This is a genomic window from Streptomyces sp. NPDC031474 (assembly GCF_055581185.1).
In genome coordinates, this window is the sequence record NZ_JBVIJX010000023.1 from 29,428 (window position 1) to 55,230 (window position 25,803).

A 25,803-nucleotide genomic window follows, 5' to 3' on the forward strand; every position below is an offset into this window, starting at 1 on the left:
CTCAGCCCTTCCCGAGAAGCAGTCGGGCCTCGCCGACGGTGATGACGGACCCGGTGACCAGCACGCCGCCGCCGGCGAACTCGCCCTCCTCCTCGGCGAGCGTGATCGCCGCCTCCAGCGCGTCGGGCAGCCGCGGTTCGACCTGCACGCGGTCGTCGCCGAACACCTCGACGGCGATCGCCGCCAGCTCGTCGGCGTCCATGGCGCGGTGGCTGGTGTTCTGGGTGACGACGACCTCTGCGAAGATCGGCTCGAAGGCCTCCAGCAGGCCCCGTACGTTCTTGTCGCCGCTGGCCCCGACCACGCCGATCAGTCTGCTGAAGTCGAAGGCCTCGCCGACTGCCTCGGCGGTGGCACGGGCGCCGGCCGGGTTGTGCGCGGCGTCCAGGACGATCGTCGGGGAGCGCCGTACGACTTCGAGGCGGCCCGGTGAGGAGACGGCCGCGAAGGCCTTGCGGACCGTGTCGATGTCGAGCGGCTCGGGCCGCTGGGAGCCGACGCCGAAGAACGCCTCGACGGCGGCGAGCGCGACGGCCGCGTTGTGCGCCTGGTAGGGGCCGTGCAGCGGCAGATACACCTCGGGGTACTCGCCGCCCAGCCCGCGCAGGGTGACCAGCTGCCCGCCGACGGCGACCTGCCGGGCGACGACCCCGAACTCCAGCCCTTCCCGGGCCACGGTCGCATCCACCTCGACGGCCTTCTTCAGCAGCACCTGGGCCGCGTCGACGGGCTGCTGGGCCAGGATGACCGTCGCGTCCTGCTTGATGATCCCGCCCTTCTCGGCGGCGATCGCGGCGGGCGTCTCCCCGAGCCGGTCGGTGTGGTCCAGGTCGATGGGCGTGACGACGGCGACATCACCGTCGATGACGTTCGTCGCGTCCCACGAGCCGCCCATCCCCACTTCGACGACGGCGACGTCGACGGGCGCGTCCGCGAACGCGGCGTACGCCATGCCTGTGAGCACCTCGAAGAAGGACAGCCGGTACTCCTGCTGTCCGTCGACCATGTCGATGTACGGCTTGATGTCCTGGTACGTCTCGATGAACCGCTCGGCGGAGATCGGGGCGCCGTCGAGGCTGATCCGCTCGGTGATCGACTGGACGTGAGGGCTCGTGTACCGGCCGGTGCGCAGCTCGAAGGCGCCGAGCAGGGCCTCGATCATGCGGGCCGTGGACGTCTTGCCGTTCGTCCCCGTGATGTGGATCGAGGGGTACGAGCGCTGCGGGTCCCCCAGCACGTCCATCAGCGCGGCGATGCGGGCGACGGACGGCTCCAGCTTGGTCTCGCCCCAGCGGGTGGCAAGCTCCGCCTCGACCTCGCGCAGGGCCTTGTCGATCTCGGGGTCCTCGGGACGCCCCGGCACGTCGGCCTGCGGCGCGCCGCCCTGGGTACGGAGGGTGCGGCTGCCTGCCTCGATGACCGCGAGGTCCGGGTCGCGGTCGGTCTCGGCGGCGACGATCTCGTCGAAGGGGTCGCTTTCAGTCACAGGACCAGTCTACGGACGGCCACTGACAGACGCGGGCGAAGGCCCCCGGAACCGTACCGGCCGTATGGGCAGCCGTGCTGGTTCCGGGGGCCTTCGCCTACGCGCTGGTGGTTACGCCTCGGGCAGGCGCTCCAGCTGGGTCTGGATGCGGGCGATGTCCTCGTCCGCCTTGGCGAGGCGGGTGCGGATCTTGTCGACCACCTGGTCCGGGGCCTTCGCGAGGAACGCCTCGTTGCCCAGCTTGGCGTTCGCCTGGGCCTTCTCCTTCTCGGCGGCGGCCAGGTCCTTGGCGAGGCGCTTGCGCTCGGCGGCCACGTCGATCGTGCCGGACAGGTCCAGCGCGACCGTGGCGCCCGCGACCGGCAGGGTCGCCGTCGCCGAGAAGCTCTCACCCTCCGGCTGGAGGCGCAGGAGCTGGCGGACGGCGGCCTCGTGCGCGGCGAACGGCGTGCCGTCCAGCGTGAGGCGGGCCGGGACCCGCTGACCCGGCTGCAGACCCTGGTCGGCGCGGAAGCGGCGGACCTCGGTGATCACCGACTGGAGGCTCTCGATCTCCCGCTCGGCGCCCGCGTCCCGGAAGCCACTGTCCTTCGGCCACTCCGCGATGACGACGGACTCGCCGCCGGTCAGCGTCGTCCAGAGGGTCTCCGTGACGAACGGGACGATCGGGTGCAGCAGCTTCAGGGTGACGTCGAGGACCTCGCCGAGGACGCGCTTGCTGACCTCGGCCGGCTCGCCGCCCGCCATGAACGTCGTCTTGGACAGCTCGACGTACCAGTCGAAGACCTCGTCCCAGGCGAAGTGGAACAGCGCGTCGGAGAGCTTCGCGAACTGGTAGTCCTCGTAGAGCGCGTCGACTTCGGCGACGACGGAGTTGAGACGGGAGAGGATCCAGCGGTCGGTCGCCGACATCTTCGAGGCGTCCGGCAGCGGGCCGTCGACCGTGGCGCCGTTCATCAGCGCGAAGCGCGTGGCGTTCCAGATCTTGTTGGCGAAGTTGCGGGATCCCTGGACCCAGTCCTCGCCGATCGGGACGTCGACGCCGGGGTTGGCGCCACGGGCCAGGGTGAACCGGAGCGCGTCGGAGCCGTACTTGTCCATCCAGTCCAGCGGGTTGACCGCGTTGCCGAAGGACTTCGACATCTTCTTGCCGAACTGGTCGCGGACCATGCCGTGCAGGGCGATGGTGTGGAACGGCGGGGTGCCGTCCATCGCGTAGAGGCCGAACATCATCATCCGGGCGACCCAGAAGAAGAGGATGTCGTAGCCGGTGACCAGGACGGAGTTCGGATAGAACTTCGCCAGCGACTCGGTCTGTTCGGGCCAGCCGAGCGTGGAGAACGGCCACAGGCCGGAGGAGAACCAGGTGTCGAGGACGTCGGTGTCCTGACGCCAGCCCTCGCCGGTCGGGGCCTCGTCGTCGGGGCCGACGCAGACGACCTCGCCGTTCGGGCCGTACCAGACCGGGATGCGGTGTCCCCACCACAACTGCCGTGAGATGCACCAGTCGTGGAGGTTGTCGACCCAGTCGAAGTACCGCTTCTCCATCTCCTGCGGGTGGATCTTGACCCGGCCGTCGCGGACGGCGTCGCCGGCGGCCTTCGCGAGCGGGCCGACCTTGACCCACCACTGCATGGACAGGCGCGGCTCGATGGTGGTCTTGCAGCGCGAGCAGTGGCCGACGGAGTGGACGTAGGGCCGCTTCTCGGCGACGATCCGGCCGTCGGCGCGCAGGGCGGCGACGATGGCGGAGCGGGCCTCCAGGCGGTCCAGGCCCTGGAAGGGGCCGTGGGCCGTGATGACGGCGTGCTCGTCCATGATCGTGAGGGACGGCAGGTTGTGGCGCTGACCGATCTCGAAGTCGTTCGGGTCGTGCGCCGGGGTCACCTTGACGGCGCCCGTGCCGAACTCGGGGTCGACGTGCGTGTCGGCGACGACCGGGATGAAGCGGTCGGTCAGCGGGAGCCGGATCTCCTTGCCGACGAGGTGCTTGTAGCGCTCGTCGTCGGGGTGGACGGCGACGGCCGTGTCGCCGAGCATCGTCTCCGCGCGCGTGGTGGCGACGACGATGGTGTCGTCGCCCTCGCCGTACTTCATGGAGACGAGCTCGCCGTCGTCGTCCTGGTACTCGACCTCGATGTCGGAGATCGCGGTCAGACAGCGCGGACACCAGTTGATGATGCGCTCGGCGCGGTAGATCAGCTCGTCGTCGTAGAGCCGCTTGAAGATGGTCTGGACAGCCTGGGAGAGGCCCTCGTCCATGGTGAAGCGCTCGCGCGACCAGGCGACGCCGTCGCCGAGGCGGCGCATCTGGCCGCTGATCTGGCCGCCGGACTCGCCCTTCCACTGCCAGACGCGCTCGACGAACGCCTCACGGCCGAGGTCGTGCCGGGACTTGCCCTCCTTGCCCAGTTCACGCTCGACGACGTTCTGTGTGGCGATGCCCGCGTGGTCCATGCCGGGCTGCCACAGCGTCTCGTGGCCCTGCATGCGCTTGCGGCGCGTGAGGGCGTCGATGAGCGTGTGCTCGAAGGCGTGGCCCAGGTGCAGGCTGCCCGTGACGTTCGGCGGCGGGATGACGATCGTGTACGGAGGCTTGTCGCTCTTCGCGTCGGCCTCGAAGTAACCGCGCTCTACCCAGCGCTCGTACAGCGGCCCCTCTACGTCGGCCGGCGCGTACTGGGTCGGCAGTTCGATGGGGGGCGCTGGTGGCTGCTGCTGAGCGTTCTCGGTCACGGGCCCAGTTTAGGGGTGTCACCGGGCCGTCCCGAAACGTGTTTGCCGTGTAACGGTCGGGCCCCCGCTGCCGTGCAGGTGTTGGCTTTGAGCCAGGATGTGAAAATCACATAAGCATCTGGAGGGGAACCCAGAGATGAGTCACAACCAGCCGGGCCCGTACGGCGGGCAGCCCCAGCAGCCCGGACCGTACGGCCAGCCCGGTCCGTACGGCCAGCCGCCGCAGGCGCCCCAGCCCGGCTACGGCTACCCCCAGCAGCCGCCCGCCCCGCAACCCGGCTACGGCTACCCGCAACAGCCCCCGCAGGGCGTCCCCCCGCAGACCCCTCCCTACGGCCAGCAGCCGCCGTACGGCCAGCCCCCGACCCCGCCCTACGGGCAGCAGCCGCCGTACGGCCAGCCTCCCTACGGCGTCCCGCAGCCCCCGGCGCCGAGCGGCGGCGGGGGCAAGAAGGCGGCCGTCATCGTCGGCGCGGTCGCGGTCGTGGCGGCGATCGGCGTGGGCGCGTACTTCGTGATCGGCGGGGGCGGCGGCGCAGGCGGCCTGAAGGACGACGGCGCCCACAAGCTGGACACCCCGGCGACCGTCCTCACCGACTACAAGCGGGCCTCCAAGGAAGGTGCGGGTGCGAGCGACGACTCGGCCGCCGACCTGGAGAAGAGCGGCGTCAAGAACGGCAAGAGCGTGATCGGCGTCTACTCGACGGCGGACCTGAGCGGGTACGACCCCAACGACCCGAGCACCGCTCCCGACGCATCCGAGCTCGCGACGGCCAAGGGCATCACCTACGCCGGCGCCTACGGAACCATCGCCGACCCCGAGAAGGCGCTCGACGCGTTCTTCGCCAACTTCAAGGCGTCGTCCGAGAAGAGCTCCTCCGGCAGCAGCAGCACCGCCTCGGACGCCAAGCTGGTCGGCGAGCCGGAGGAGGTCGACCTCGACGGCGCGGTCATGAAGTGCCAGGCGGCCAAGGGCACCAACAAGGCCACCAAGCAGGAGAAGACCGACTGGTTCTGCGCGTGGGCCGACTACAGCACCATCGCCATGGTCTCGCCGGGTGACGTCACGAAGGGCATCACCAAGGACGTCGCGATCGACATCACCACGAAGCTGCGCAACGAGGTCCGCGTCAAGGCCTGACGGTCCGCTGCCGCCTCAACGCCGAAGGGGCCCCGGTCGGTTGACCGGGGCCCCTTCGGCGTACGCGGGGTGGATCAGGCGGTCTTCTGCTCCCCCGGGCCGCGGCCGCCGCGGGCGTCGCGGGGGATCAGGGTCGGGTTGACGTTGGACAGGACGACGTCCGCGGTGATGACGACGCGTGCCACGTCCTTGCGGGACGGGACCTCGTACATGACCGCCTGGAGGACCTCCTCCATGATGGCGCGCAGGCCACGGGCGCCGGTCTGGCGGAGGATGGCCTGGTCGGCGATGGCCTCCAGGGCCTCACGCTCGAAGTCCAGCTCCACGCCGTCGAGTTCGAAGAGCCGCTGGTACTGCTTCACCAGCGCGTTGCGCGGCTCGATCAGGATCTGCAGGAGCGCCTCGCGGTCCAGGTTGTGGACCGAGGTGATGACCGGCAGACGGCCGATGAACTCCGGGATCATGCCGAACTTGACGAGGTCCTCGGGCATGACGGCCTCGAACTGGTCCTTGGACTCCAGCTCGCGCTTGGAACGGATCGTCGCACCGAAGCCGATGCCCTTGGCGCCGGCCCGGGTCTCGATGATCTTCTCCAGGCCCGCGAAGGCGCCGCCCACGATGAACAGCACGTTCGTCGTGTCGATCTGGATGAACTCCTGGTGCGGGTGCTTGCGGCCGCCCTGCGGCGGAACCGAGGCCGTGGTGCCTTCCAGGATCTTCAGCAGGGCCTGCTGAACGCCCTCGCCCGACACGTCGCGCGTGATGGAGGGGTTTTCGCTCTTCCTCGCGACCTTGTCGATCTCGTCGATGTAGATGATCCCGGTCTCGGCCTTCTTGACGTCGTAGTCCGCGGCCTGGATCAGCTTCAGCAGGATGTTCTCGACGTCCTCGCCGACGTACCCCGCCTCGGTCAGCGCCGTGGCGTCGGCGATGGCGAACGGAACGTTCAGCATGCGCGCCAGGGTCTGGGCGAGGAGCGTCTTGCCCGAGCCCGTGGGGCCGAGCAGGAGGATGTTGGACTTCGCCAACTCGATGGCGTCGTCGCGGCCCTGGGCGCCGCCGTTCTCACCGGCCTGGACGCGCTTGTAGTGGTTGTACACCGCGACCGACAGGGCCTTCTTGGCGGGCTCCTGGCCCACCACGTAGCCCTCGAGGAACTCGTAGATCTCGCGCGGCTTCGGGAGTTCCTCCCAGCGGACCTCGCTCGTCTCCGCGAGCTCTTCCTCGATGATCTCGTTGCAGAGATCGATGCACTCGTCGCAGATGTACACACCGGGCCCTGCGATGAGCTTCTTGACCTGCTTCTGGCTCTTGCCGCAGAACGAGCACTTGAGCAGATCGCCGCCGTCACCGATGCGTGCCACGGTGTGCTTCCCCTTCGCCTGGGAGACGCCTGGACGCTTTCGAATCCAGCGGCTCCTGGTGCTGCCTTATTCCGACGGTACCTTGCCTGGGCCCCCGTTCGGGTCCCCCTTGGCACGGTTCACTGCGACGTGGACCGTGTCACACCGTGCCGAGGGGGGTCCGAACGGGACGAGCCCGGGCGTCAACGCAGAGAGTTGTTGTTCATCTTCCGGGTGGAGATGATCTGGTCGATCAGGCCGTACGACAGCGCGTCCTCGGCCGTGAGGATCTTGTCGCGCTCGATGTCCTCGCGGATCTTCTCGATCGGCGTGGTGGAGTGCTTGGCCAGCATCTCCTCCAGCTGCGCGCGCATCCGGAGGATTTCGTTGGCGGCGATCTCCAGGTCGGAGACCTGACCGCGGCCGGTCTCGCTGTACGGCTGGTGGATCAGCACGCGCGCGTTCGGCAGCGCCATGCGCTTGCCCGGCGTACCGGCGGCCAGCAGGATCGCGGCGGCGGAGGCCGCCTGGCCCATGCAGACCGTCTGGATGTCGGGCTTCACGAACTGCATCGTGTCGTAGATCGCGGTCAGCGCCGTGAAGGAGCCGCCGGGGCTGTTGATGTAGACCGAGATGTCCCGGTCGGGGTCCATCGACTCCAGGCACAGCAGCTGCGCCATGACGTCGTTGGCGGAGGCGTCGTCGATCTGCACGCCCAGGAAGATCACGCGCTCCTCGAAGAGCTTCGCGTACGGGTCGTACTCGCGCACGCCCTGGGAGGTGCGCTCGACGAAGCGCGGGATGACGTAGCGGGACTCGGCGCGGGGGCCGGTGTATTCGGCCTCGGTGCGGGCGTAGGGGCCGCTGCCGGGGAAGTCGTTCACGGTGTCTCCTGGAGAGAGGGCTTGAGGCGGTGGGCTGGAGGGGCTGGACGGGGCGCTGACGGCTTCCGAGGCCCCGGGGTGGCCCCAGGGGGCCTGAGGGCTCCTGGGGCCTCCAGGAGGGCCCGAGAGGCTTCCTGGAGCCCGGGGGGCCCAGCGTCTCGGAGGCTCCTGGAACCCCTTGAGCTTCTGGAGTCCTGGGACCTCCGGACTCCTGGGCTCCTGGAACTCCTGGGGCTCCTGGGGCTCCTGGGGCTTTCGGACTCCCGAGGCGCCTGGGCTTCCGGACTCCTGGGATTTCCGGACGCCTGGGCTTCTGGGGCTTTGGGACCCCCGGGGCTCCTGGGCTTTCGGATTCCGGCTTCGGAAGGGGCTCAAGGGGCTCCGGGGAGCGCCCTGGGCGGCCCTGCTGCCGTCAGCGGCCCTCAGGCCGCCCCGGTACCGCCGCCGCCCGGCATGCCGGCCGCGGTGGGCATGATGTCGTCGATCAGGCCGTACTCCTTGGCCTCGATCGGGTCGAACCAGCGGTCGCGGTCCGAGTCGATGGTGACCTGCTCCACCGTCTGGCCGGTGTGGAAGGCGGTCAGCTCCGCCATCCGCTTCTTGGTGTGCAGCAGCCGCTCGGCGTGGATCTTGATGTCCGACGCGGAGCCGGCGAGGCCGGCCGAGGGCTGGTGGATCAGGATCTCGGCGTTCGGCAGCGCGAAGCGCTTGCCGGGGGTGCCCGCGCTGAGCAGGAACTGGCCCATGGAGGCCGCCATGCCCATGGCGATGGTCACCACGTCGTTCTTGATGTACTGCATGGTGTCGTAGATCGCCATGCCGGCCGTGATCGATCCGCCGGGGCTGTTGATGTAGAGGTAGATGTCCTTGTCCGGGTCGGAGGCAAGGAGCAGCAGCTGTGCGGTGATCTTGTTGGCGATGTCATCGTCGACCGCCTGGCCGAGGAAGATGATCCGCTCGCCGAGCAGCCGGTTGTAGACCTGGTCGCCGAGGCCACCACCGATAGGGTCGCCGGCGGCTGTGGGCATCAGATTCGTCACGTATCCACCTGCTCGTCTTACGACGGCGCCGGGCCGTCTCACGTGTACTGCCGGGGGCAACGGGGACTCCCCTGCCCTCGTACTCATGGACCCTAACGCGCGGGTCCCTTCGGGGAATCCCGGAGAGAGGGGTGTTCGCCGGGGGCGTAGTCGCCGGGGACGCAGCGTGATCCCCGCGCCCCGGGGTGGACCGTCCCGACGTACGGCAGAAGGGCCCCGGGGCGAATCCCGCCCCAGGGCCCCTCGTGTCTACGTCGCATCCGCCTCAGAAGTGACGCGAGGCCGCTCAGGCCTCGGGCTTCTCCTCGGGCTCGCCGGCGCCCTCGACGGCCTCGACCGTCTCGGTGGCGGCCTCGGCCTCTTCCTCGTCGTCCAGGTCGATGACCTCGCCGTTGGTGTCCTTCACCGTGGCGGACTCGACGACCGTGGCCAGAGCCTTACCGCGGGCGACCTCGCCGACCAGAAGCGGAACCTGGCCGCCCTCGACGACCGCCTGGGCGAACTGGTCCGGCGACATGCCGGAGGAGGCGGCACGGCGCATGAGGTGCTCGGTGAGCTCCTCCTGGTTGACGTTCAGCTTCTCGCGCTTGACGAGCTCGTCGAGCACGAACTGGGTCTTGATGCCCTTGACCGCGGCCTCACGGGTCTCGGTCTCGAACTCCTCGGCGGTCTTGCCCTGGATCTCCAGGTACTTGTCGAGGTCGAGGCCCATCTGGCCGAGCTGGTGGTGCTCCAGGTTGTGCTTGCGGGTGTTGATCTCGTCCTCGAGCAGCTTCTCGGGGACGGGCACCTCGACGAGCTCCAGCAGCTTCTCCAGGACGCGCTCCTGGGCCTGCGTGGCCTGGTCGTACTGCTTCATGTTCTCGAGGCGCTTGCGGCTGTCCGCCTTCAGCTCGTCGAGGGTGTCGAACTCGGAGGCGAGCTGCGCGAACTCGTCGTCCAGCTCGGGAAGCTCACGGGCGGCGACCTGGGTGACCTTGACGGTGACCTCGGCCTCCTTACCGGCCGCCGAGCCGCCCTTGAGCTCGGAGGTGAAGGTGGCCTCGCCACCGGCCTCCAGGCCCTTCACGGCGTCGTCGATGCCTTCCAGCAGCTCGCCGGAGCCGATGGTGTAGGAGACGCCGCTGGCGACGCCGTCCTCCAGGACCTCGCCGTCGACCTTGGCCTCCAGGTCGACGGTCACGACGTCGCCGTCCTCGGCGGCGCGCTCGACCGGGGAGGTCGAGGCGAAGCGCTCGCGGAGCTGCTCGACGGACTTGTCGATGTCCTCGTCCGTCACCTCGACGGCGTCGACCTCGACCTCGATGGAGGAGAAGTCCTCGGGGAGCTCCAGGGCGGGACGGACGTCGACCTCGGCGGTGAAGTTCAGCGTCTCGCCGTCCTTCAGCTCCGTGATGTCGACCTCGGGCTGGCCGAGGACGTCGATCTCGGCCTCGTTGACCGCCTCGGTGTAGAACTTCGGCAGCGCGTCGTTGACGGCCTCCTCCAGCACGGCACCGCGGCCGAACCGCTGGTCGATGACCCGGGCGGGGATCTTGCCCTTACGGAAGCCCTTCACCGTGACCTGCTGGTTGATCTTCTTGTACGCCGCGTCGAGGCTGTCCTTGAGCTCCTCGAAGGGCACCTCGATGCTGAGCCGAACCCGAGTCGGGTTCAGGGTCTCCACGGCGCTCTTCACGGTTCGGTCTCCTTGGGGGCTGACTTCTTGGGTTCTGCCGGAGCCAGACCGGCCCGGCGGATTTCGCCGCCCGGAGACTTCAGTGGATGAGGACATACGGGCGTGCAGCTTGCATAGTAACGGCAGCGAGGACACGCCCCAAAGGCGATCAAGCGAGGTGACCGCGCAGGTGTGTCGGTCGGTGGTCGGGGTGGCGGGATTTGAACCCACGGCCTTCCGCTCCCAAAGCGGACGCGCTACCAAGCTGCGCCACACCCCGTCTGGTGCGACACGTAGGGTACATGCCCGCAGGCCGTCTGACCGCCGCTTTTGCCGAGCGTCGCGGCGGGCCGCGGCGGGGCCGGGAAACGGGGTGTGCGACACAGGGCGCCGACCCGCTACGATGCCTGCAGTGCCGCGGTCGGCTGACCTGCGGCGCGCCCTGTGCGGGCGTAGCTCAATGGTAGAGCCCTAGTCTTCCAAACTAGCTACGCGGGTTCGATTCCCGTCGCCCGCTCTGTACGACTCAGGGCCAGGTCAGAGAGTAAATTCTCCGCCTGGCCCTGATCGTTTTCGGGGGCTGTGTTCAGTCCGTCGTGTCCCCCGCGTGCCCCTTGGGCTTTGGATCTTGCTTTTTCTTGGCTTTCCGAGCCTTCTTGCGCCCCTTGTTGACGAGCCCGCTCACGGCATCGGCGATCAGCCGGTCACGGTCGGCGCTCGCGTGCTGATAGATCAACGCGGCGCGCGCGCTGCTGTGACCCATGCGCGCCATCAGCTCACGCGTGCTCGCCCCGGTCGACGCGGCGAGGGTGTTGCCCGTGTGGCGTAGATCATGGAAGTGCAGGCCCTTGATGCCCGCATCCGAACTTGCCTTGCGCCACAGCCGGTTGAAGTGGTTGCGGCGAGGAGTCGCACCCTTGGCACCGACGAACACCCGACCGTCGGCACCGTGCTCGGCGTAGCGGTCGAGATGCGCGCGGATCTCCGGGAGGATCGCGGCCGGAATGGCAACCGTGCGCTTGCCGGCTGCGCTCTTGGGTGCCTTGATCTCCCGCTGCCCGTTGTTCAGTTCGGCGACGGCGCGGCGGACGCGAACGGCCCCACCGTCGAGATCGACGTCACGACGGTGCAGCCCGATCAGCTCACCGAAGCGGAGACCGAGGAAGCCGGCCATGAGCACGAGCGCCCGGTAGCGCGGTTGGATCGCGTCGGCCAGGTCGTACACCTCTTGCACCGTCGCAGTGGGTCGCTCGGGGGTGTGCACCGTGCTGGCTCCCTTGATCGTGCACGGGTTGCGCCTGATCAGCAGGTCACTCACGGCCGTGCGCATGATCCCGCGCAGCAGGGCGTACGCATTTGCGACGGTGGTCGGGCCCGTACCGTCGGCGAGTTTGTCAGCGCGCCAACGACGGACGAGCGGAGGCGAGATCTCGGCGACGTTGACCGCGCCGAAGGTGGGTTCGAGATGGTTACGCAGGAGCGACCCGTAGAGCTGTCGTGTGGTGGTGGCCAACTCGCGCTCCCTGATCCACGCGTGGGCGTACTCGCTGAACGGCACCTTCCCGGCGTCCGGGTCGTGCCAGTCGCCGCGCCGCATCTCGGTCTGTTTGTCCGCCAACCAGTCGTCGGCGTCCCTCTTGGTGGCGAAGGTGTCCGGGGCGGGCCGCAGGAGCCCGTCAGGGCCGACGTAACGGGCCTGGTAGCGGCCGGACGGGAGCTTGCGGACACGGCCGAACTGTCGACGCTTGCCGGCCATCAGGCAGCCACCTTCCGAGCAGCAGACCGGCGACGAGGCTGCACCGTATTGGCCGCGATGAACGCGTCAACCACGCTCTCCGGGATGCGGACATACCGACCGACCTTGACGTACACGATCCGGCGCTCTTCGATCAGGCGACGCGGGAAGCGCTCCCCGCTCTCCTCCCAGGTCCCCAGCCGTACGGCGACCTGAGCCACATTGAGCAGTCGGTCAGCCATGCTCGCCCTCCCTCGTGTCGGCTTGCCGTTCTTCACGTGCGGTTTCGCGGTTGAGTTGGATGTCCCGGCGGATGGTGGCGGCGAGCCAGGATTCGCCGGGGGTGTGGCCGTGACCGGCGTAGGACCAGTGGGCGAGGGTCAGCGTGGTCGTCTCCGGGGCGTCGGGGTCGGGCAGGCCGAGGGCTTCGCGTTGCTGGGCTGCTCGGTAGTCGGCGCGGGTCTGCCGGAGGGCGCCGAGGGTGGTGGAGTAGCTACGGGACTTGGTGGAGAAGTGGCCGCGGAAGCCGAGCATGTGGGCCCAGTCGAGGAGCTTGCGTTCCGGGTAGAGCGGGTGGAGGTCGAGGCAGGCTTCGATGAGTCGGCGGGGGTGCTCGGGGACGTTGAGGATGACGAGGGCCTCTTTGTTGCCGATGCGGCGGTCGACGGTGCCGGTGGTCTCGGCCGCCTTGGTGGCGTACTTCGCGACGTAGGAGGCGACGGCCTGTTCGGTGATCTCCTCGCCGTGGCCGAACGCGCCGATGGGTTGTACGTCGAGCTGGGTGCCCCAGCGCAGGGTTCGGGCAGGCTGGTCACCGGCCGGGGCGACGCCGACCGCGACGCGGGCAGCGGCGGCATGGATCGCGCCGGTGAGGAGGTCGAGGGTGGCCCAGGCCGGGGGCGGGGAGTCCGGTCCGTCGGCACCGTCGAAGCGGATCACCGCATGGAAGTGCACGGCACCGCGCTTCTGGTACTCGGCGACCTTGCCGAAGGAGACCCGGGAGGACTCGCGGGCTGCTTTCTGAGTGAGGCCGGCCCGGCGGGCAATCTCGCGGCGGAGGTAGATCGTGAAGTAGCGCCACAGCTCGGATGCGTGGTTGTTCCACAGCACCGCGCCCGCGTAGTCATACGTGTCCGGGTCGAGGGGCGTGCCGAGTTCGGACGCCTCCTCGGGGTGGCGGGTGCCGCAGCGGCAGGGCCGGTTGCCGGGGCGGTTGTGCACCGGTCCGAACGACGGGGCGGTGAGGGTGGCGAAGACGCGGGGGTGGTCGCGGATCGTGTGCGGGGTGCCCTTGGCCGGGTCGCCGACGAGGCCGGCCCGGATGAGGTGGTACGTGTCCCCCGCGTAGGTCCAGGCGCAGGAAGGGCAGCGGGACGCGCGGCGGTTGCCGCAGGCGATCCGGAGTCGGCCGCCGGGTTCGCTGTCGGTGCTGTAGGTGTGGAGGATCTGTCCGGTGGTCTTGTCGCGGGTGACGGTGGTGCCTTGCAGGTGGATCGGGTCGGTGCAGCCGCCGGTTCGGCGGATCTGGTCTTGGATGCGGTCGAAGCCGGGGGCCCCGGCCAGCCTCAGCACGTCGGCGAGGGTGGCCGGGTCCAGGCCCGCCATGGTGGCGGAGTCGGTCACGCCTTGTTCCCCTTCAGCAGGATGGAGCGGATGACGACCGCGCAGACAGCCACCGAGGCGGCCGTGACGGCGACGGCGAGAAGCATGGAGACCAGGACCGCGCCGACGACCAGAACAGCGGCGCTGCCACCGGCGACGAGGGCGAGCGCGCTTCCGGGGGTGAGCTGAACCGTCGGACGGTTGGAGACCGGGGCGTACGGAGCCGGGACGGGAGCGGGGGCGTAGGCCGCCGGGCTGTACGCGGTCGGGCTGTAGACGGTCGGAGCCGGGGCGGTGTGGACCGGGGCGGTGTCCTGCGGCGGGTACTTCGGGGTGAACACGTGGGTGATCCCTTCTGCGGGCGGTCAGTTGAGGAGGGCGGCGACGGCGGGGGCGAGGACGCTGTCGGCGACGAGGTAGCCGCCCAGGAGGAGCAGGGCGACGAGCCACCACGGCGGGCGGGCGAGCTGGATGCCGAGGACGGCGACAACGAGCACGGCGAACCAGAGCGGGACGGTCATGGCGGCGGTCTCCTGTCAGGCCTTGCAGCGGTGGGTGCGGGCGGCGAGTTCGGCGGCGGCGCGGCTGTCGTACTCGGTGGAGAAGTCGCAGCGGGGCGCGGTGCAGGCGGCGAGGTGGCGGCTGCGGCCACGGGCGAGGTAGGAGGCGACCTGTACGGGGCCGATGCGGCGGACGTTGCGGAAGCGGGGGCCGGTCATCAGTGGGCGTCCTCTCCGGTGAAGTCGTGGGCGTGGTCGGTGAGCCATTGGCGGATCACGGGGTGTTCGTCGTCGGCGGCCTGGTTGATCGCGGCCTCTGCGACGGCGACGGCGTCGCCGAGCCGGTTACGGCGGGCCAGGTCAGCGGCGTACTCCAGCGCGGAGCGGATGGCGGGGCGCATGGCGTGCGTTCCTTCCTCAGAGGTGGGCGGCGACGGACGGCGTCATGGACGGCGGCAGGCCGAGCCGAGCGCGGACCGTGTCGGGGTCGGCCGGGTGGCCGGTGGCGGCGTGGTGTTCCTGGGCCAGGGCCCGGACACGGTCGACGAGGGCGGGCGGCAGGGAGGCGGCGGGGGCGAGGGGCGCCGGGCCAGGGGCGCTGATCGGTTGGGCAGCGGGTTCCGGAGCCGGTTTCGGTTCCGGTTCCGGGTCGGTGGAGGGTGCCGGGAGCGCGTCACGCTGGAGTTCCTCAACCGTGGCCGGGGCAGGGGGCGTCTCCGCCGTGTCCGCCGGTGGCACTGGGGCCATCGGGGTCCGGGGTGTGTGGGCGAGGAGGGTGCCGCCAAAGAAAGCGACGGCGGGCCAGCCGGCCACCACGACACGAAGCGAGGCGGGTACGTGGTCCAGGTCGAGGAGTCCGGCGGTGGCGATGTTCGCGCCGAGGGATGCGGCCAGGGCGACCAGGAACCACAGCCGCGGTCCCCCGGCCGGTCGTCCGACGCGCTGCTGTTCCCGCATCCGACGCCAGGCGGCGACCAGCAGCAGGTCGACCGAGACCGGGTAGGCCCACGCCTTCCAGCCGCCCTGTCCCGCAGCGTCCGCCAGGTCATGAAGGTGCGAGAAGGACAGGGCACCTGCGATGACGGCCTGGACGATCACGGCGTCCACACGAGCCAGTTGGGCGCGCATCGGCTCTGCTTCCTTCCGGTTCGAGGCATGGGAGGGGTAGGGACTTGGCGCGAGGCGGTCACGCCGACCGTGGGAAAGGGGGTGCGGCTACTCGGTCACCGGACGACCGATGGGCACGGCCGGGGCAGCGGAGGGAGAAGCCGACCCGGCAGACTCGACGGCGACGGCGGGCCGGAAGGAGTCGAGGCGGGGCAGTTCCGGCACGAGGGCGGACGTTGCCCGGCAGACGGCCGCCGCTTCTTCGAGGGTGAGGTGAGGCGAGCGGGCGCGGGACCAGCCGCCGGAGGAGTCGCCGATGATGGCGACGCCGGGCCGTTCGGCCGGGATGGCGGTTGCGGCGAGCGCCGCTTCCGGGGAGATGTCGGCAAGCGCCATGTTCGCCGAGGACTCGTCGTTGACGCGGTGGCAGATGCGGCCGGTGAGCTGGGCGCGGAGCATGGTCGCGCCCTTGCCGAGTTCGGAGCCGAAGCGCTGTCCGCACACTTCGAGGTAGATGCCGGCCGCGCGGCCGAGCTGGGCGATCCGGATCAGCTTGGTGACCATGGCGTCGCGTCGCTTCTCGTCGTCCCGGCTCGCGGCGAGGAAGAGTTCGGCGACTTCGTCGACGACGACCACGACCGGCACCGGCCGTACCGCGTCCGGCAGTCCCCACACGTCCGAGGTGAGCACGGCGTCCGGGCCCGCAGCGGACGAGAGACCGATGAGGCGGAACCGTGCCTCCATCTCTTCCAGCAGGACGTCGAGGAGTTCGTTCGCCCGGTCCGGGGTGTCGGCGAGCGCCGACAGCCGGGGCGCGAACGGGGCGAGTTCGACGCCCCATTTGCAGTCGATCCCGACGAGCACGACCCGTTGCCGGGCCAGGCCGCACACCAGGTTCCGCAGGTACACGGACTTCCCGGACTGCGTTGCGCCGAGGATGAGTTCATGCGGCACGGCGCGGAAGTCCCGCACGTGCCACCGCCCGTCATCGCGCAGCGCCATCGGGAGGGTGAGCGGGCCGCGCTGCTTCCACCGCCGTGCGGGCTGCACGTCGGAGAGAACGTCCCAGCCGATCAGCCGCAGTTCGAGCCACCCCGGCTTGGTCGGGCGGATGTGCACGGCGTGCGCGGCCCAGGCGTGGCGCAGCCGGTCGGCCGAGGCGATGAAGTCCTCGGGGGCCTGTCCGGTCGCCATGCGCAGCCTCATGACGAGTCCGGACCCGGTCGGCCACGGCAGCGACCGCCGAGGCGGTACGGGGGCGGCTTCCCGCCCGATCATCCGGGCCGTGGCCCGACGGACGGCCGAGGCCGGGACCGTCAGACCGCACGCGTCCATCGTGGCCCGATAGGTGGTGAGCACGCGCAGCGCGACGAACGGATAGCCGACCAGCCACCAGAACGCGACCGGCACTCGACGGCGCAGGACCAGTAGGGCGGCGAGCGCCAACAGGCACAGCGTCAGGGCCCAGGCAGTGTGGGTCATGGTGATCAGCCCTGCACCGAGGCGGGGGCGTTGACCATGACGGCGTCGGCCCGGTAGGCGATGCCGTGACGCATCCGCCCGCCAAACTCGCTCTCCCACGGCCGGGCGACGAGACCGGGCAGGATGACCGGAACTCCCATCACCAGGCCCTCACCAACACCCTTCTCCGGAACGGTGACCTTGATCATGTCCGAACCGCCCGCCGCGATGAACACCAGCTCCACCACCATCAGCCGGTCGTTGGTCACCGGGTCGACAGCGATCTCACCGGTCTGACGGTCCCTCACCTTGACCTCAGGCAGCTTGGTGACCAGCAGCGTCGCGGCCGAGGCGTCTACGGGGATGACACGCATTTCTTGAACCTCACTTGGTCAGCGACGCCTTACCAGCGCCGCACCGAACTGAATACCCCCCTAGACAGCACGGGGAGTGACCCGCCCTAACTGTCCAGGGGGGTTGACGACGACAATAGCCCGACGAGCCGTCAACTGTCTAGGGGGGTATACGCGTGAGCCTCGATGCGGGGGATCGCGTTACTGCAGCACCCAGTGAAAGGCGGTTGCGTCATCCTGCGACTTGCCCCGTGGCCAGCGCCGGCCCTCAGGGTCGCCAGCCTCAATCTCTCGCACGCGGCGAAGCAGCTCACCCGGCCCGGACGAGGCGAGTACAGCCACCGTCTCTTGCCAAGTGGTGAGTTGGAAGCGGTCGACGAGTCGCGTAGCGCCGTCGCTCAGCAGCGTCACGGACGTGAGCGACTCCAGCGGCACCGTCCCCGTAAGGGCATGCTCCGCCGCGCGCGGTTCGGGCCCGGCGATCCAAAAGCCGCCCGGCTGGTTGCGGAACCCGGTCAGAGCGTTCCGGTACTCGGCCAAGGCCGCGGCGTGTTCCGGTGAGCCGGTGGGAAGTGCGTCAACCGGCCCGCGCAGCTGTTTGCCGACGTCGTCCAGGCGGCGGTCGGTGACGACGGTCGTAGCGCCGTCCTTGTCGGCGAGGAGAAGCGACGAGTCCCCGAGTACGAGGTACTCCAGAGCTCCCGCGCCGGCCCGGACGGCGACGACCGTACTCGTCGGACTGGCCCGATAGGCCAGGTCGCAACTGTCCTCATGCAGGGACCGCACGGCCCGGATCGAGTCGGCGAGGCATTCGGCGAGCGGCCGGGCGGGGTGCGCCATGATGGTGCTCAGCAGCAGCCCGCCCAGCGTCGCGGAGAACCAGGCGACGCCATGCGCACACCCGGTCTCCGCGTCGGCCACTCCGGCACCGTCGAGGAGGACGGCCGCCCCGGGAGCGGCGGCGGCGAAGTCCTCGTTCTCTCGGCCCGGTTCGCCGGGCAGCGAGTCGAGGGCGATCCTCATGCCGACGGGTCCTCGTCGTGCCGGTAGAGGGGGGTGAGCAGTTCGACGGACTGCGGTTCGCTGGTCTGGGGGTCGTACTCGACGCCGACGAGGGTGGAGAAGCGATGGTCGCCGACCTGTCCCCACAGCGCGTTGAGGTCGGATGCGAGCAGCTGCACGACGCCGAGCGAGCCTTGCGTGTGGATGCCGGCGATGGCGAGGAGCGAGCCGTTGCCGTCGGGGCGCGGCAGCCGGCCGACGTATCCCACGTCGTACGAGCGGGCCGGATCGCTGTCCTGTCCCGAGCGGTAGGCGGTGCCGGTTCGCAGGTCGACGACCGTCCAGGGCCCGCCTTCCGTGCGCTCCCAGCGCAGTACGGGATCCTGTGCGTAGGTGTCCCACATCTGCTGGGACATGCGCGGGCCGCAGACCACGACCAGGCCGTCGCGGTTGAGGTCGATGTCGCCGCTCACCGGCACGTGCTCCGAGGTGACGTCGAGACCGTAGGACCGTGCGAGGTCTTCCAGGCGCTTGCCGGAACTGACGTCGTCCACGGCGACGACAGTGCGGCCGCGCTCGTCGTCGCGCCGCAGCGGAGTCGCGACGGTGACCGCACCGCGTCCGAGGAAGGCCCCTTCAGGCGCCGGTCCGGTATGGCGGATCTGATGGATCCGCCCGCGGCTCAGGCCGGCCTTCTCGGCGATCTGCGCGTAGGAGAGCCCTTGGGCATGGAGGTCTTGGACCACACGCCGACGGAGCCGGGCCAGCTCAGTGACCTCCTGCTGTGCGTCGGCCAACCTGGTCGTGACCTCCCTCAGGAGCAGATACGGATCATCGATCGCCGTGATCCGCTGCAACTCGTCCGACATGACCACACCTCCTAGAAGTACCCAGGAGTCTAGGGCCCTAGACGGAATGGGCGGGAGACGCCGCCCGGAACGAACGCCGATCACGTAGAACCTGGCTCTCCGCCGAGGCACACCCCGGGGGCTCACCCTCCACTGTCCACGAGGCGACCACGCGCCACCAGCGAGCGGGCCGTCATCGCACACTCACCCGTGCCAGGTCGGCCCAGACGCAACGGCTACCGGCAGGCCGGTCCTTCACGCCCCAGTCCTTGGCGCAGGCCGCGATCAACATCAGCCCGCGGCCGCCCTCCTCCACGTGACTGCGCACGCTGCGCAGCTGGGGCTCGTCGTCGCCGCCCTGGTCGATCACCTCGATGCGCACCAGGTCGTCGCCGAAGCCGACGACCACGAGGAACCACCCGCCGTACCAGCCGCTCCGCGAGTGCCGAACGGCATTGGCCGCCAGCTCGCCGACGACCAGGACGGCATCGTCGACGAAGTCCGACCCCTCGTCCTCCAGCAGTCTGCGGACGAAGTGACGGGCCTCGGCCACCTGCCAGGCCAGACCGGGAAACATGCGGCACCAACTTTTGAGCATGGGAACACTCCTCTTCGTCTAGGGGGCTAGACGGCACAGCGGCAGAGTATTCCCATGCCTGACTAATGAGCCAGGCATCTTGAGGAATTATTCCTCTAACGAGTGGTGGAGTCCTCCAACTCCCGGAACTCCTTCATCACCCGGACCAGGAGCTCCCGCACCTCGACCCCGAAGACCGCAGCCTCTTCGAACCGGGCGAAGGTCTCCTCGTACGCCGCGACCTCGGCGGGGTCGTCCAGGACCCGCTCACCCCGGAAGGTCTCGACGACGACCGCCTGCCGGTCGCACAAGGTGAACCCATGCCGAGGCATGACTGGCACCCGCCGCCGCCACGGAATGACTCCGATGCGTGCAGTGCTGAGACTGTCGACGGCCAGCAGCCGGTCGAACTGGGCAAGCATCAGCGCGGGGTTCCCCGGCCACGTCCTCAACACAGCTTCCGTCAGCACGAACACCGATTCCCGCCCCGGTTCGTACAAGACGCTCTGCCGCTCGACGCGGGCAGCGACAGCGCGGCCGACGGCCTCAGGGGTCGTGCCGGGCGCACTTTCGAAGACGTGCCGGGCGTACTCCGCGCTCTGGAGCATGGCCGGCAGGACGATGCACTGAAACGAGCGCACCAGCCGAGCCGACCCCACCGCTTCGTTGAGAGCCGCCCCGGCTGGAGCCTCATCGTCGGACGCTTCGACGGCGTCCGGCGCAGCTTCCACGGCGACCAGGAGGTCACTCACCTCGCGAGTGGTCGACTCGTCGAGGTCGAGGGCGAGCGACAAGCGGCCCAGGACATCGAGGCTCGGAACCATACGTCCGTTCTCGACCTTGGACACGGTCGGTTGCCCCACACCGGCCCGCTGCGCCAGCACGGCACCCGTCAGTCCGGCTTCTCCACGAAGTCCCCGAAGACGTGCCCCGAGCGCCTTCATGCGCTCCTGCCGCTCACTCCCCATGCCCAGGGTTCTACACCATGGGACAGCAGGCGCCGGATGTGTGACCGGGAATGATCGCCAGTTGCAGCCACCCCAGGGAGATCACCTGTTACAGGTTTCCCTACCTCATCAAGCACCCGTCGTCGCTTCGCTCCTCCGGGCGGGCGCGGGCCGCCGTCCGCGCCCGCGCTCATGTCTACGCCCCGCTCGGCACGGCCGACGGCCCGCGCCCGCCCAAGAGGCAGGCACACGGGCATGAGGCCAGAACGAGCCTCCGGCGGGGGCGCTCAGGCTCCGAGATGGAGGGGGCACCGTCCGCGAGTGCTGGCCCGTGGATGGCGGGAGCGGGGAGGCTCCCATCCCGTCCGCCGTCAACCCAGGCAGAGCCGAGCAGACACGGCCCCTGGCGTCCAGGTCGTTCGTACAGTGGCGCGCTCCACCTGGACGCCAGGAACCGCGCCCGCTCCACGGTGTGTGGGTCGACGGCAGACGGGATGGGAGCTGGGGAGGGTGGTGGGTGATCGACCGTGTAGCTCAAGCCATGCGAGCCGCAAGCTCATCCAGGCTGAGGAAGTAGCGAGCATGAGTACGGAGCAGGTCAGCGCGGCTCTTTGCGGTTAGCACCACGACCTCAACCTTTGTGTGATCGCGATACCGCTTCTCGGTCTCGAAGCGCGCAGCAAAGGCGTCTCGCCGGTGCTCAAACTCCTGCTCATGCAGCAAGCGACCGGCAGAGCGGTCATACACGACGAGAACGTTAGTCATGAGCCCACGCTACCAAGATCACCACGCTCGGAGACAGGTGTCATGCCGCTCATGTCCTCCCGAAGGTCAGCCAGCCCCTGTCGAACGTCATCCCACAGCTCCTGCACTGTGGCCGGATCCTCGCCCGTCCCCGAAGCCTCAAACCTTTCAAGCGCGTCGATGAAGTCACTGAGTGCGACCGCACTCCGAGCCATGGCCGCATGCAGCGCATAGGCGGCCTCATAGATCTGGCGACTGAGCTCCGCACGCTCCGGCGTCTCTTTCCTGATCTCTGGCTCCACCGCGGACCACCAGTGCGCAGGCGGCTCGCCGTAGCGAATGCCTCGACCAATCAAGTCCGCGAGCTTCTCGAACATGTCAGCCCATTCATGCTGCCACTGCGTCCTAACCTGGATCTCCACAGGGACACCGTCTGGGTACACGATCACGTGGACGGCCCTGTAGCCCTGGCTTGGCTGGGTGCGCCGATCGATGATCTTCGGCTCGCGTTCACAAGCGGTGAACGCTTCAACGATCACGGTGACAGCTGCGTCCTGCGCCCTTCTATCCCCGTCAAGCACGATCCGCATGCCCGCAAGATCCTGGATGCTCTTCAGCCAAGAGCCACCATGCCGGGCCAGCTTCTCCAAGATCGTTCCAGTGTTCTTCACGCGACTAGTGGGATCGAACCCCAGGCTCCGCACAGCCTCCAACGCCGAGACCAATGTGTCGTCGTACGCGAGGAGCAGCTGACCCAACGCCGTGAGATCTTCATCACTCGGCTCGTCCACCTTGTTCAGGCGCTCGCCTAGACGGACGATCTGGGACTTGCTGAAGGGCAGGGCCATAGTGACGTTTCTAGCACCTCATAGATGCCGCGAGCGTTCAGCCCTCAAGGCCGCCGTGCCCCCGGCGTGCCCGAAGCGGCAGCAACAGGCGGGGAGCAACGGGGAACGCCGGAGAGGCTCCCTGAAACGCGCAGGTCAGAGTTTCGCCAGCTCAGACCCGACCTGCATCCGCGATCTTCCAAACTAGCTACGCGGGTTCGATTCCCGTCGCCCGCTCTGTACGGCCCGGGCCGGGTCGGAGATGTACTTCTCCGACCCGGCCCTCGTCGTGTTCGGACGCATGTCCGGAACACGACGAGGGCCGGCCTCAGAAGCTGATCGAGTTGATCGTGTCCGCGAGCGAGTTGAGGAAGCGGTTGATCGACGGGGCCATGCCGGTCGACGCGAGGAAGAAGCCGAAGAGGATCGCGACTATCGCCGGACCCGCCTTGATCGACCCTCCCCGGATCAGTACCACCAGGATGATCGCCAACAGCAGCACCACTGACAGTGAAATGGCCACAACTGATCACACACCCTCGATCGGTCCGCACTCCCGAGACCATCGTGCCACCAACCCGGCCTCCCTATGCGGCCCGTGACGCATCATCGCGTGGACCTTCCGAGCACGAGTGCCCCGCACGGCAATTCGAGGGCCCATCCGCAGTGAAAATCGGGGCAGTTGGTTTCCGTGTCCACACAACATGTGCGCAGGTAATTCCAATGATGGCCGCAAGCACGTCAACTACGGGCACACAAGCGGCGTTATGCACCTTTTAGTGTGGATCAATCGTGACATCAAGGGCAGCCGCGAGGCACTCCAAGCGCAGTAACGAGGAATGACCTGGGGTGTTTTACGAATACGCGCACGCGACGCTAGGGTGCCTCGAATGTTCTCCGCCGCTCCGTCTCTCGTTCCGAGCCAGAACGATCAACGCGATCAACAAGATCAACGCGACGAACACGATCCACACGATCCGTCCAGGGACAGATCCGCCGAGCAGCCGTCCCCGCGGCCGGTCACGAAGCGTGACGCGTTCTTCGACAACGCCAAATACCTGGCGATCGTGCTGGTGGCGATGGGGCACACCTGGGAACCCCTCAAGGGCGACAGCCGGGTGCTCACGGCGGCGTACGTGCTGGTGTACACGTTCCACATGCCGGCCTTCATCCTCATCTCCGGCTTCTTCTCCCGCGGTTTCGACGCGAGCCCCGGCAAGCTGAAGCGGCTGGTGACGGGCGTCGTCGTGCCCTACATCGTCTTCGAGACCGCCTACCCGCTCCTGAAGACGTACGTCGACGGCTCCCCCCAGGACATCAGTCTGCTCGACCCCTACTACCTGACCTGGTTCCTGTGCGCGCTGTTCATCTGGCGGCTGACGACGCCCATCTGGAAGCTGGTCCGGTATCCGGTGCCGCTCGCGCTGGGCATCGCCATGCTGGCGTCCGCCACCCCGAACATCGGCGACGACCTGGACCTCCAGCGCGTTCTCCAGTTCCTGCCGTTCTTCGTGCTGGGGCTGAACCTGAAGCCGGAGCACTTCCGGCTGGTGCGCCGGCGCTCGGTCCGGATCGCGGCGGTGCCGGTGTTCGTCTTCGCGCTGGCCTTCTGCTGGTGGGCGGTGCCGCGGATGAACAGCGGATGGCTCTACCACCGCAACTCCGCGCAGGAGTTGGGCGTGCCGTGGTGGGTCGGTCCCGTCATGCAGGTCGCCCTGTTCGGCTGCTCCCTGCTGCTGACCGCCTGCTTCCTCGCCTGGGTGCCCGGGCGCACGATGTGGTTCACGGCGCTCGGCGCGGGCACGCTCTACGGCTATCTGGTGCACGGTCTGCTGCTGAAGACCGCCGACTACCGCGGCTGGTTCGATCAGCCGGCCCTGCACCGCCCGCTCGGGGAGATCGCCGTCACGGTGCTCGTGGCCGTCATCGTCACCCTGTTGTGCACCAGGCCCGTTCGGCGGGTGCTGGGGTTCGTGGTGGAACCGAAGATGGAGTGGGCCTTCAAGCGGGACGCCGGCACACTCGCCCGCGAGCGCGAGAAGGGCGAGAAGGTCGGCGTCTAGTCGCCGGTCAGGGAGACAGGCCGAGAAGTGCCCGCATGCGGGCGTACTTCTCGGTCAGCCGGGCGCGGGTCGGCGGGTCCAGGACCGCCAGCCGGGCCGGGTCGGCGTTGTGCGCCAGGTCCGCCTCCTTCACCAGCAGCGCGCCCGGCGTGGCCAGGATGCGCGCCGCGTACGCCTGCGGAGTCTCCCCCGCCCGTTTGGTGACCGACAGGACGACCGCCTTGGTGCGGTCGCTCAGCGCGGCGCCGTCCAGCCAGGCCGCGGACAGGGCGTCGTCCTCGACGGCGTCGTGCAGCCAGGCGGCCGCGATCTGGTCGGCGTCGCCGCCCCGCGCGCGTACGCCCTCCGCGACCGCCTGAAGGTGCTCGGCGTAGGGCCGGCCCGCCTTGTCGGTCTGCCCCTCGTGGGCGGCTCGGGCGAGGGCCTCGACCTCGACCAGGGTGAGCATGGGTGTCCCCTTACGTCTCAGGAGAGTTCCGCCTCGGGAGAGTGATGTCCCCGGCGAGTGAGGTCGCGAGTGAGGTCCCAGGTGAGTGAGGTCTCAGGACAGCGGGGCCATCTGGGCCGTCGGGCCCTCGCGGCAGACCAGGAGCAGGGCGCGGTCGTCGTTGACGTCCTTCGCCACCGCCTCGATCAGATGCCAGGCGGCGCCCTGGAAGCCGCCGGCGACATAGCGGTCGGCCTCGCCGGTGAGGCGGTCGATGCCCTCGACGATGTCCCGGTCGGAGGTCTCCACCAGGCCGTCGGTGAAGAGCATCAGCACGTCACCCGGGCGCAGGGAGCCCTTCACCGGGTCGAACTGGGCGCCGTCGTACACGCCGAGGAGGGGGCCCTCGGCGGCCTTCTCCTCCCAGCGGCCGCTGCCCGCGCTGAGCTGGAGGCCCGGCGGGTGGCCGGCGGAGTACAGCTCGTAGTCGCCGGAGTCGAGGTCGAGGACCAGGTGGATGGAGGTCGCGAAACCCTCGTCCCAGTCCTGGCGGAGCAGATAGCCGTTGGCGGCCGGGAGGAAGGCGTGCGGGGGCAGGGAGCCGAGCAGGCCGCCGAAGGCGCCGGACAGCAGCAGCGCGCGCGAACCGGCGTCCATGCCCTTGCCGGAGACGTCGGTGAGGACGACCTCCATGGTGCGGCCGCCGTTGGTACGGGCCGCGACGACGAAGTCGCCGGAGAACGACTGGCCGCCCGCCGGCCGCAGCGCCATCTCCCGGTGCCAGCCGGGCGGCAGGCTCGGCAGCTTGCTCTGCACGCGGATGCGTTCGCGCAGGTCGAAGAGCATGGTGCCGCCACGCCGCCAGGGCACGCCGACCCGGCTGCGGAACTGGGCGATGAGCAGGCCGAAGAAACCGCATGCCGCGACGACCAGGACCACGCCGGGCGTCACTCGTGAGGGGCCCTCGGTGTAGGGGCCGAGCTGCACGGACTCCACGATGAGGGCCGTGGCCGCCGCCGCGTACAGACCGAGCAGGCTCGACGGGCGCAGCAGCAGGCCGCCGGCGACGATCGGCAGCACCAGGGCGGCCGGTGAGCACCACACCGAGTTGGCGAGCGTGGTGGCGGCGATGAGCGGGACGGTGAGCAGCAGGAAGGCAAGCGCGATCCAGTCGGAGCCGTCGCCGCGGAAGTAGTCCACGGCGCTTCTGCGCACGCCGGTGCGGACCCGGTGCATCCAGTGCTTCAACCGGGCCGCCAACGTCTCGGCTTCCGCGCGCCGCTGTCGTCCTGCTGCCATTAGTTCGGGACCCTATCCATCGAA

General features: G+C 69.2%; 27 protein-coding genes and 2 tRNA genes. 3 read left to right on the forward strand and 26 right to left on the reverse strand.

Features of this window, described 5'->3' with window-relative positions; all coding sequences use genetic code 11:
* Position 1 precedes the first annotated feature (1 nt).
* Together folC and ACZ5SK_RS39090 are read right to left on the reverse strand one after the other, a co-directional pair.
* Entirely contained in the window at positions 2–1,486 is a 1,485-nt protein-coding gene (gene folC, locus ACZ5SK_RS39085) for a bifunctional tetrahydrofolate synthase/dihydrofolate synthase (protein ID WP_334579868.1), read from the reverse strand.
* A 111-nt stretch (positions 1,487–1,597) separates the two neighbouring features.
* Positions 1,598–4,222, reverse strand: a complete 2,625-nt coding sequence (locus ACZ5SK_RS39090; protein WP_361700518.1) for a valine--tRNA ligase — start codon at positions 4,220–4,222, stop codon at positions 1,598–1,600.
* A gap of 136 nt (positions 4,223–4,358) precedes the next feature.
* On the opposite strand from ACZ5SK_RS39090, the gene ACZ5SK_RS39095 reads away from it, so the two are divergent.
* Positions 4,359–5,363: a hypothetical protein gene (locus ACZ5SK_RS39095; protein ID WP_334579866.1), complete on the forward strand. Its 1,005-nt coding sequence runs from the start codon at positions 4,359–4,361 to the stop codon at positions 5,361–5,363.
* 74 nt (positions 5,364–5,437) lie between these two features.
* On the opposite strand, the gene clpX is transcribed toward ACZ5SK_RS39095, so the two are convergent.
* The 5 genes from clpX to ACZ5SK_RS39120 all read right to left on the reverse strand — a co-directional run bounded on the left by clpX (position 5,438) and on the right by ACZ5SK_RS39120 (position 10,567).
* On the reverse strand, positions 5,438–6,727 hold the full coding sequence (gene clpX / locus ACZ5SK_RS39100; protein ID WP_319336561.1) for an ATP-dependent Clp protease ATP-binding subunit ClpX: 1,290 nt from the start codon (positions 6,725–6,727) through the stop codon (positions 5,438–5,440).
* Positions 6,728–6,909: 182 nt separating this feature from the next.
* A complete protein-coding gene (locus ACZ5SK_RS39105; protein WP_334579865.1) occupies positions 6,910–7,590 on the reverse strand; it encodes an ATP-dependent Clp protease proteolytic subunit in 681 nt (226 codons plus the stop codon).
* Between the two features lie 422 nt (positions 7,591–8,012).
* Positions 8,013–8,618 (reverse strand): ATP-dependent Clp protease proteolytic subunit, encoded by a 606-nt coding sequence (locus tag ACZ5SK_RS39110; RefSeq protein ID WP_079662264.1) that lies wholly within the window; start codon positions 8,616–8,618, stop codon positions 8,013–8,015.
* 298 nt (positions 8,619–8,916) lie between these two features.
* On the reverse strand, positions 8,917–10,308 hold the full coding sequence (gene tig / locus ACZ5SK_RS39115; protein WP_319336558.1) for a trigger factor: 1,392 nt from the start codon (positions 10,306–10,308) through the stop codon (positions 8,917–8,919).
* Between the two features lie 182 nt (positions 10,309–10,490).
* Positions 10,491–10,567: transfer RNA gene (locus tag ACZ5SK_RS39120), tRNA-Pro, on the reverse strand.
* A gap of 166 nt (positions 10,568–10,733) precedes the next feature.
* Between ACZ5SK_RS39120 and ACZ5SK_RS39125 the strand changes: the two genes are divergently transcribed.
* Positions 10,734–10,804, forward strand: a tRNA-Gly gene (locus ACZ5SK_RS39125).
* A 69-nt stretch (positions 10,805–10,873) separates the two neighbouring features.
* On the opposite strand, the gene ACZ5SK_RS39130 is transcribed toward ACZ5SK_RS39125, so the two are convergent.
* From ACZ5SK_RS39130 to ACZ5SK_RS39210, 17 genes are all read right to left on the reverse strand, one after another.
* Positions 10,874–12,043, reverse strand: a complete 1,170-nt coding sequence (locus tag ACZ5SK_RS39130; RefSeq protein WP_468577279.1) for a tyrosine-type recombinase/integrase — start codon at positions 12,041–12,043, stop codon at positions 10,874–10,876.
* Positions 12,043–12,264 (reverse strand): excisionase family DNA-binding protein, encoded by a 222-nt coding sequence (locus tag ACZ5SK_RS39135; RefSeq protein ID WP_468577281.1) that lies wholly within the window; start codon positions 12,262–12,264, stop codon positions 12,043–12,045. Before ACZ5SK_RS39135 ends, ACZ5SK_RS39130 begins: the two co-directional genes overlap by 1 nt.
* On the reverse strand, positions 12,257–13,645 hold the full coding sequence (gene repSA, locus ACZ5SK_RS39140) for a replication initiator protein RepSA (RefSeq protein WP_468577283.1): 1,389 nt from the start codon (positions 13,643–13,645) through the stop codon (positions 12,257–12,259). Before repSA ends, ACZ5SK_RS39135 begins: the two co-directional genes overlap by 8 nt.
* On the reverse strand, positions 13,642–13,965 hold the full coding sequence (locus tag ACZ5SK_RS39145; protein ID WP_468577284.1) for a SpdD protein: 324 nt from the start codon (positions 13,963–13,965) through the stop codon (positions 13,642–13,644). Before ACZ5SK_RS39145 ends, repSA begins: the two co-directional genes overlap by 4 nt.
* Positions 13,966–13,989: 24 nt before the next feature.
* Positions 13,990–14,145, reverse strand: coding sequence for a hypothetical protein (locus tag ACZ5SK_RS39150; protein WP_099935933.1), 156 nt, complete (start codon positions 14,143–14,145; stop codon positions 13,990–13,992).
* Positions 14,146–14,160: 15 nt separating this feature from the next.
* Positions 14,161–14,343 (reverse strand): mobile element transfer protein, encoded by a 183-nt coding sequence (locus ACZ5SK_RS39155; protein ID WP_468577286.1) that lies wholly within the window; start codon positions 14,341–14,343, stop codon positions 14,161–14,163.
* On the reverse strand, positions 14,343–14,525 hold the full coding sequence (locus ACZ5SK_RS39160) for a hypothetical protein (RefSeq protein WP_468577288.1): 183 nt from the start codon (positions 14,523–14,525) through the stop codon (positions 14,343–14,345). Before ACZ5SK_RS39160 ends, ACZ5SK_RS39155 begins: the two co-directional genes overlap by 1 nt.
* Positions 14,526–14,541: 16 nt before the next feature.
* The gene (locus tag ACZ5SK_RS39165; RefSeq protein ID WP_468577289.1) at positions 14,542–15,252 is read right to left on the reverse strand and encodes a DUF2637 domain-containing protein; all 711 of its coding nucleotides are present in this window, start codon (positions 15,250–15,252) and stop codon (positions 14,542–14,544) included.
* 87 nt (positions 15,253–15,339) lie between these two features.
* The gene (locus tag ACZ5SK_RS39170) at positions 15,340–16,713 is read right to left on the reverse strand and encodes an FtsK/SpoIIIE domain-containing protein (protein WP_468577291.1); all 1,374 of its coding nucleotides are present in this window, start codon (positions 16,711–16,713) and stop codon (positions 15,340–15,342) included.
* Between the two features lie 5 nt (positions 16,714–16,718).
* Entirely contained in the window at positions 16,719–17,066 is a 348-nt protein-coding gene (locus tag ACZ5SK_RS39175) for an SCO3933 family regulatory protein (protein WP_468577293.1), read from the reverse strand.
* Positions 17,067–17,246: 180 nt separating this feature from the next.
* The gene (locus tag ACZ5SK_RS39180; RefSeq protein ID WP_468577295.1) at positions 17,247–18,068 is read right to left on the reverse strand and encodes a protein phosphatase 2C domain-containing protein; all 822 of its coding nucleotides are present in this window, start codon (positions 18,066–18,068) and stop codon (positions 17,247–17,249) included.
* On the reverse strand, positions 18,065–18,916 hold the full coding sequence (locus ACZ5SK_RS39185) for a sigma factor-like helix-turn-helix DNA-binding protein (RefSeq protein ID WP_468577297.1): 852 nt from the start codon (positions 18,914–18,916) through the stop codon (positions 18,065–18,067). Before ACZ5SK_RS39185 ends, ACZ5SK_RS39180 begins: the two co-directional genes overlap by 4 nt.
* A gap of 172 nt (positions 18,917–19,088) precedes the next feature.
* Positions 19,089–19,493: an ATP-binding protein gene (locus ACZ5SK_RS39190; RefSeq protein WP_468577299.1), complete on the reverse strand. Its 405-nt coding sequence runs from the start codon at positions 19,491–19,493 to the stop codon at positions 19,089–19,091.
* Positions 19,494–19,588: 95 nt separating this feature from the next.
* Complete coding sequence (locus ACZ5SK_RS39195; RefSeq protein ID WP_468577300.1) at positions 19,589–20,440, reverse strand: helix-turn-helix domain-containing protein; 852 nt, start codon at positions 20,438–20,440, stop codon at positions 19,589–19,591.
* A 513-nt stretch (positions 20,441–20,953) separates the two neighbouring features.
* Positions 20,954–21,184: a hypothetical protein gene (locus ACZ5SK_RS39200; RefSeq protein WP_468577302.1), complete on the reverse strand. Its 231-nt coding sequence runs from the start codon at positions 21,182–21,184 to the stop codon at positions 20,954–20,956.
* Complete coding sequence (locus ACZ5SK_RS39205) at positions 21,181–22,011, reverse strand: hypothetical protein (protein WP_468577304.1); 831 nt, start codon at positions 22,009–22,011, stop codon at positions 21,181–21,183. The genes ACZ5SK_RS39200 and ACZ5SK_RS39205 overlap by 4 nt, the downstream gene beginning before the upstream one ends.
* Before the next feature lie 307 nt (positions 22,012–22,318).
* Positions 22,319–22,513, reverse strand: a complete 195-nt coding sequence (locus ACZ5SK_RS39210) for a hypothetical protein (protein WP_108999428.1) — start codon at positions 22,511–22,513, stop codon at positions 22,319–22,321.
* Between the two features lie 367 nt (positions 22,514–22,880).
* On the opposite strand from ACZ5SK_RS39210, the gene ACZ5SK_RS39215 reads away from it, so the two are divergent.
* Positions 22,881–24,053, forward strand: a complete 1,173-nt coding sequence (locus ACZ5SK_RS39215) for an acyltransferase family protein (RefSeq protein WP_468577305.1) — start codon at positions 22,881–22,883, stop codon at positions 24,051–24,053.
* A 7-nt stretch (positions 24,054–24,060) separates the two neighbouring features.
* On the opposite strand, the gene ACZ5SK_RS39220 is transcribed toward ACZ5SK_RS39215, so the two are convergent.
* On the reverse strand, positions 24,061–24,501 hold the full coding sequence (locus tag ACZ5SK_RS39220) for an HD domain-containing protein (RefSeq protein WP_334579863.1): 441 nt from the start codon (positions 24,499–24,501) through the stop codon (positions 24,061–24,063).
* 93 nt (positions 24,502–24,594) lie between these two features.
* Positions 24,595–25,779, reverse strand: coding sequence for a PP2C family protein-serine/threonine phosphatase (locus ACZ5SK_RS39225; RefSeq protein ID WP_079662247.1), 1,185 nt, complete (start codon positions 25,777–25,779; stop codon positions 24,595–24,597).
* Between the last annotated feature and the right edge of the window lie 24 nt (positions 25,780–25,803).

What these genes read in the sequence shown, in the direction of transcription:
- ACZ5SK_RS39095 (WP_334579866.1), top strand. Translation starts at nt 4,359, where the DNA reads ATGAGTCACAACCAGCCGGGCCCGTACGGCGGGCAGCCCCAGCAGCCC.
- ACZ5SK_RS39110 (WP_079662264.1), bottom strand. Translation starts at nt 8,618, where the DNA reads ATGCCCACAGCCGCCGGCGACCCTATCGGTGGTGGCCTCGGCGACCAG.
- ACZ5SK_RS39130 (WP_468577279.1), bottom strand. Translation starts at nt 12,043, where the DNA reads ATGGCCGGCAAGCGTCGACAGTTCGGCCGTGTCCGCAAGCTCCCGTCC.
- ACZ5SK_RS39135 (WP_468577281.1), bottom strand. Translation starts at nt 12,264, where the DNA reads ATGGCTGACCGACTGCTCAATGTGGCTCAGGTCGCCGTACGGCTGGGG.
- ACZ5SK_RS39150 (WP_099935933.1), bottom strand. Translation starts at nt 14,145, where the DNA reads ATGACCGTCCCGCTCTGGTTCGCCGTGCTCGTTGTCGCCGTCCTCGGC.
- ACZ5SK_RS39155 (WP_468577286.1), bottom strand. Translation starts at nt 14,343, where the DNA reads ATGACCGGCCCCCGCTTCCGCAACGTCCGCCGCATCGGCCCCGTACAG.
- ACZ5SK_RS39160 (WP_468577288.1), bottom strand. Translation starts at nt 14,525, where the DNA reads ATGCGCCCCGCCATCCGCTCCGCGCTGGAGTACGCCGCTGACCTGGCC.
- ACZ5SK_RS39165 (WP_468577289.1), bottom strand. Translation starts at nt 15,252, where the DNA reads ATGCGCGCCCAACTGGCTCGTGTGGACGCCGTGATCGTCCAGGCCGTC.
- ACZ5SK_RS39170 (WP_468577291.1), bottom strand. Translation starts at nt 16,713, where the DNA reads ATGACCCACACTGCCTGGGCCCTGACGCTGTGCCTGTTGGCGCTCGCC.
- ACZ5SK_RS39175 (WP_468577293.1), bottom strand. Translation starts at nt 17,066, where the DNA reads ATGCGTGTCATCCCCGTAGACGCCTCGGCCGCGACGCTGCTGGTCACC.
- ACZ5SK_RS39180 (WP_468577295.1), bottom strand. Translation starts at nt 18,068, where the DNA reads ATGAGGATCGCCCTCGACTCGCTGCCCGGCGAACCGGGCCGAGAGAAC.
- ACZ5SK_RS39185 (WP_468577297.1), bottom strand. Translation starts at nt 18,916, where the DNA reads ATGTCGGACGAGTTGCAGCGGATCACGGCGATCGATGATCCGTATCTG.
- ACZ5SK_RS39190 (WP_468577299.1), bottom strand. Translation starts at nt 19,493, where the DNA reads ATGCTCAAAAGTTGGTGCCGCATGTTTCCCGGTCTGGCCTGGCAGGTG.
- ACZ5SK_RS39195 (WP_468577300.1), bottom strand. Translation starts at nt 20,440, where the DNA reads ATGGGGAGTGAGCGGCAGGAGCGCATGAAGGCGCTCGGGGCACGTCTT.
- ACZ5SK_RS39200 (WP_468577302.1), bottom strand. Translation starts at nt 21,184, where the DNA reads ATGACTAACGTTCTCGTCGTGTATGACCGCTCTGCCGGTCGCTTGCTG.
- ACZ5SK_RS39205 (WP_468577304.1), bottom strand. Translation starts at nt 22,011, where the DNA reads ATGGCCCTGCCCTTCAGCAAGTCCCAGATCGTCCGTCTAGGCGAGCGC.
- ACZ5SK_RS39215 (WP_468577305.1), top strand. Translation starts at nt 22,881, where the DNA reads ATGTTCTCCGCCGCTCCGTCTCTCGTTCCGAGCCAGAACGATCAACGC.
- ACZ5SK_RS39220 (WP_334579863.1), bottom strand. Translation starts at nt 24,501, where the DNA reads ATGCTCACCCTGGTCGAGGTCGAGGCCCTCGCCCGAGCCGCCCACGAG.
- ACZ5SK_RS39225 (WP_079662247.1), bottom strand. Translation starts at nt 25,779, where the DNA reads ATGGCAGCAGGACGACAGCGGCGCGCGGAAGCCGAGACGTTGGCGGCC.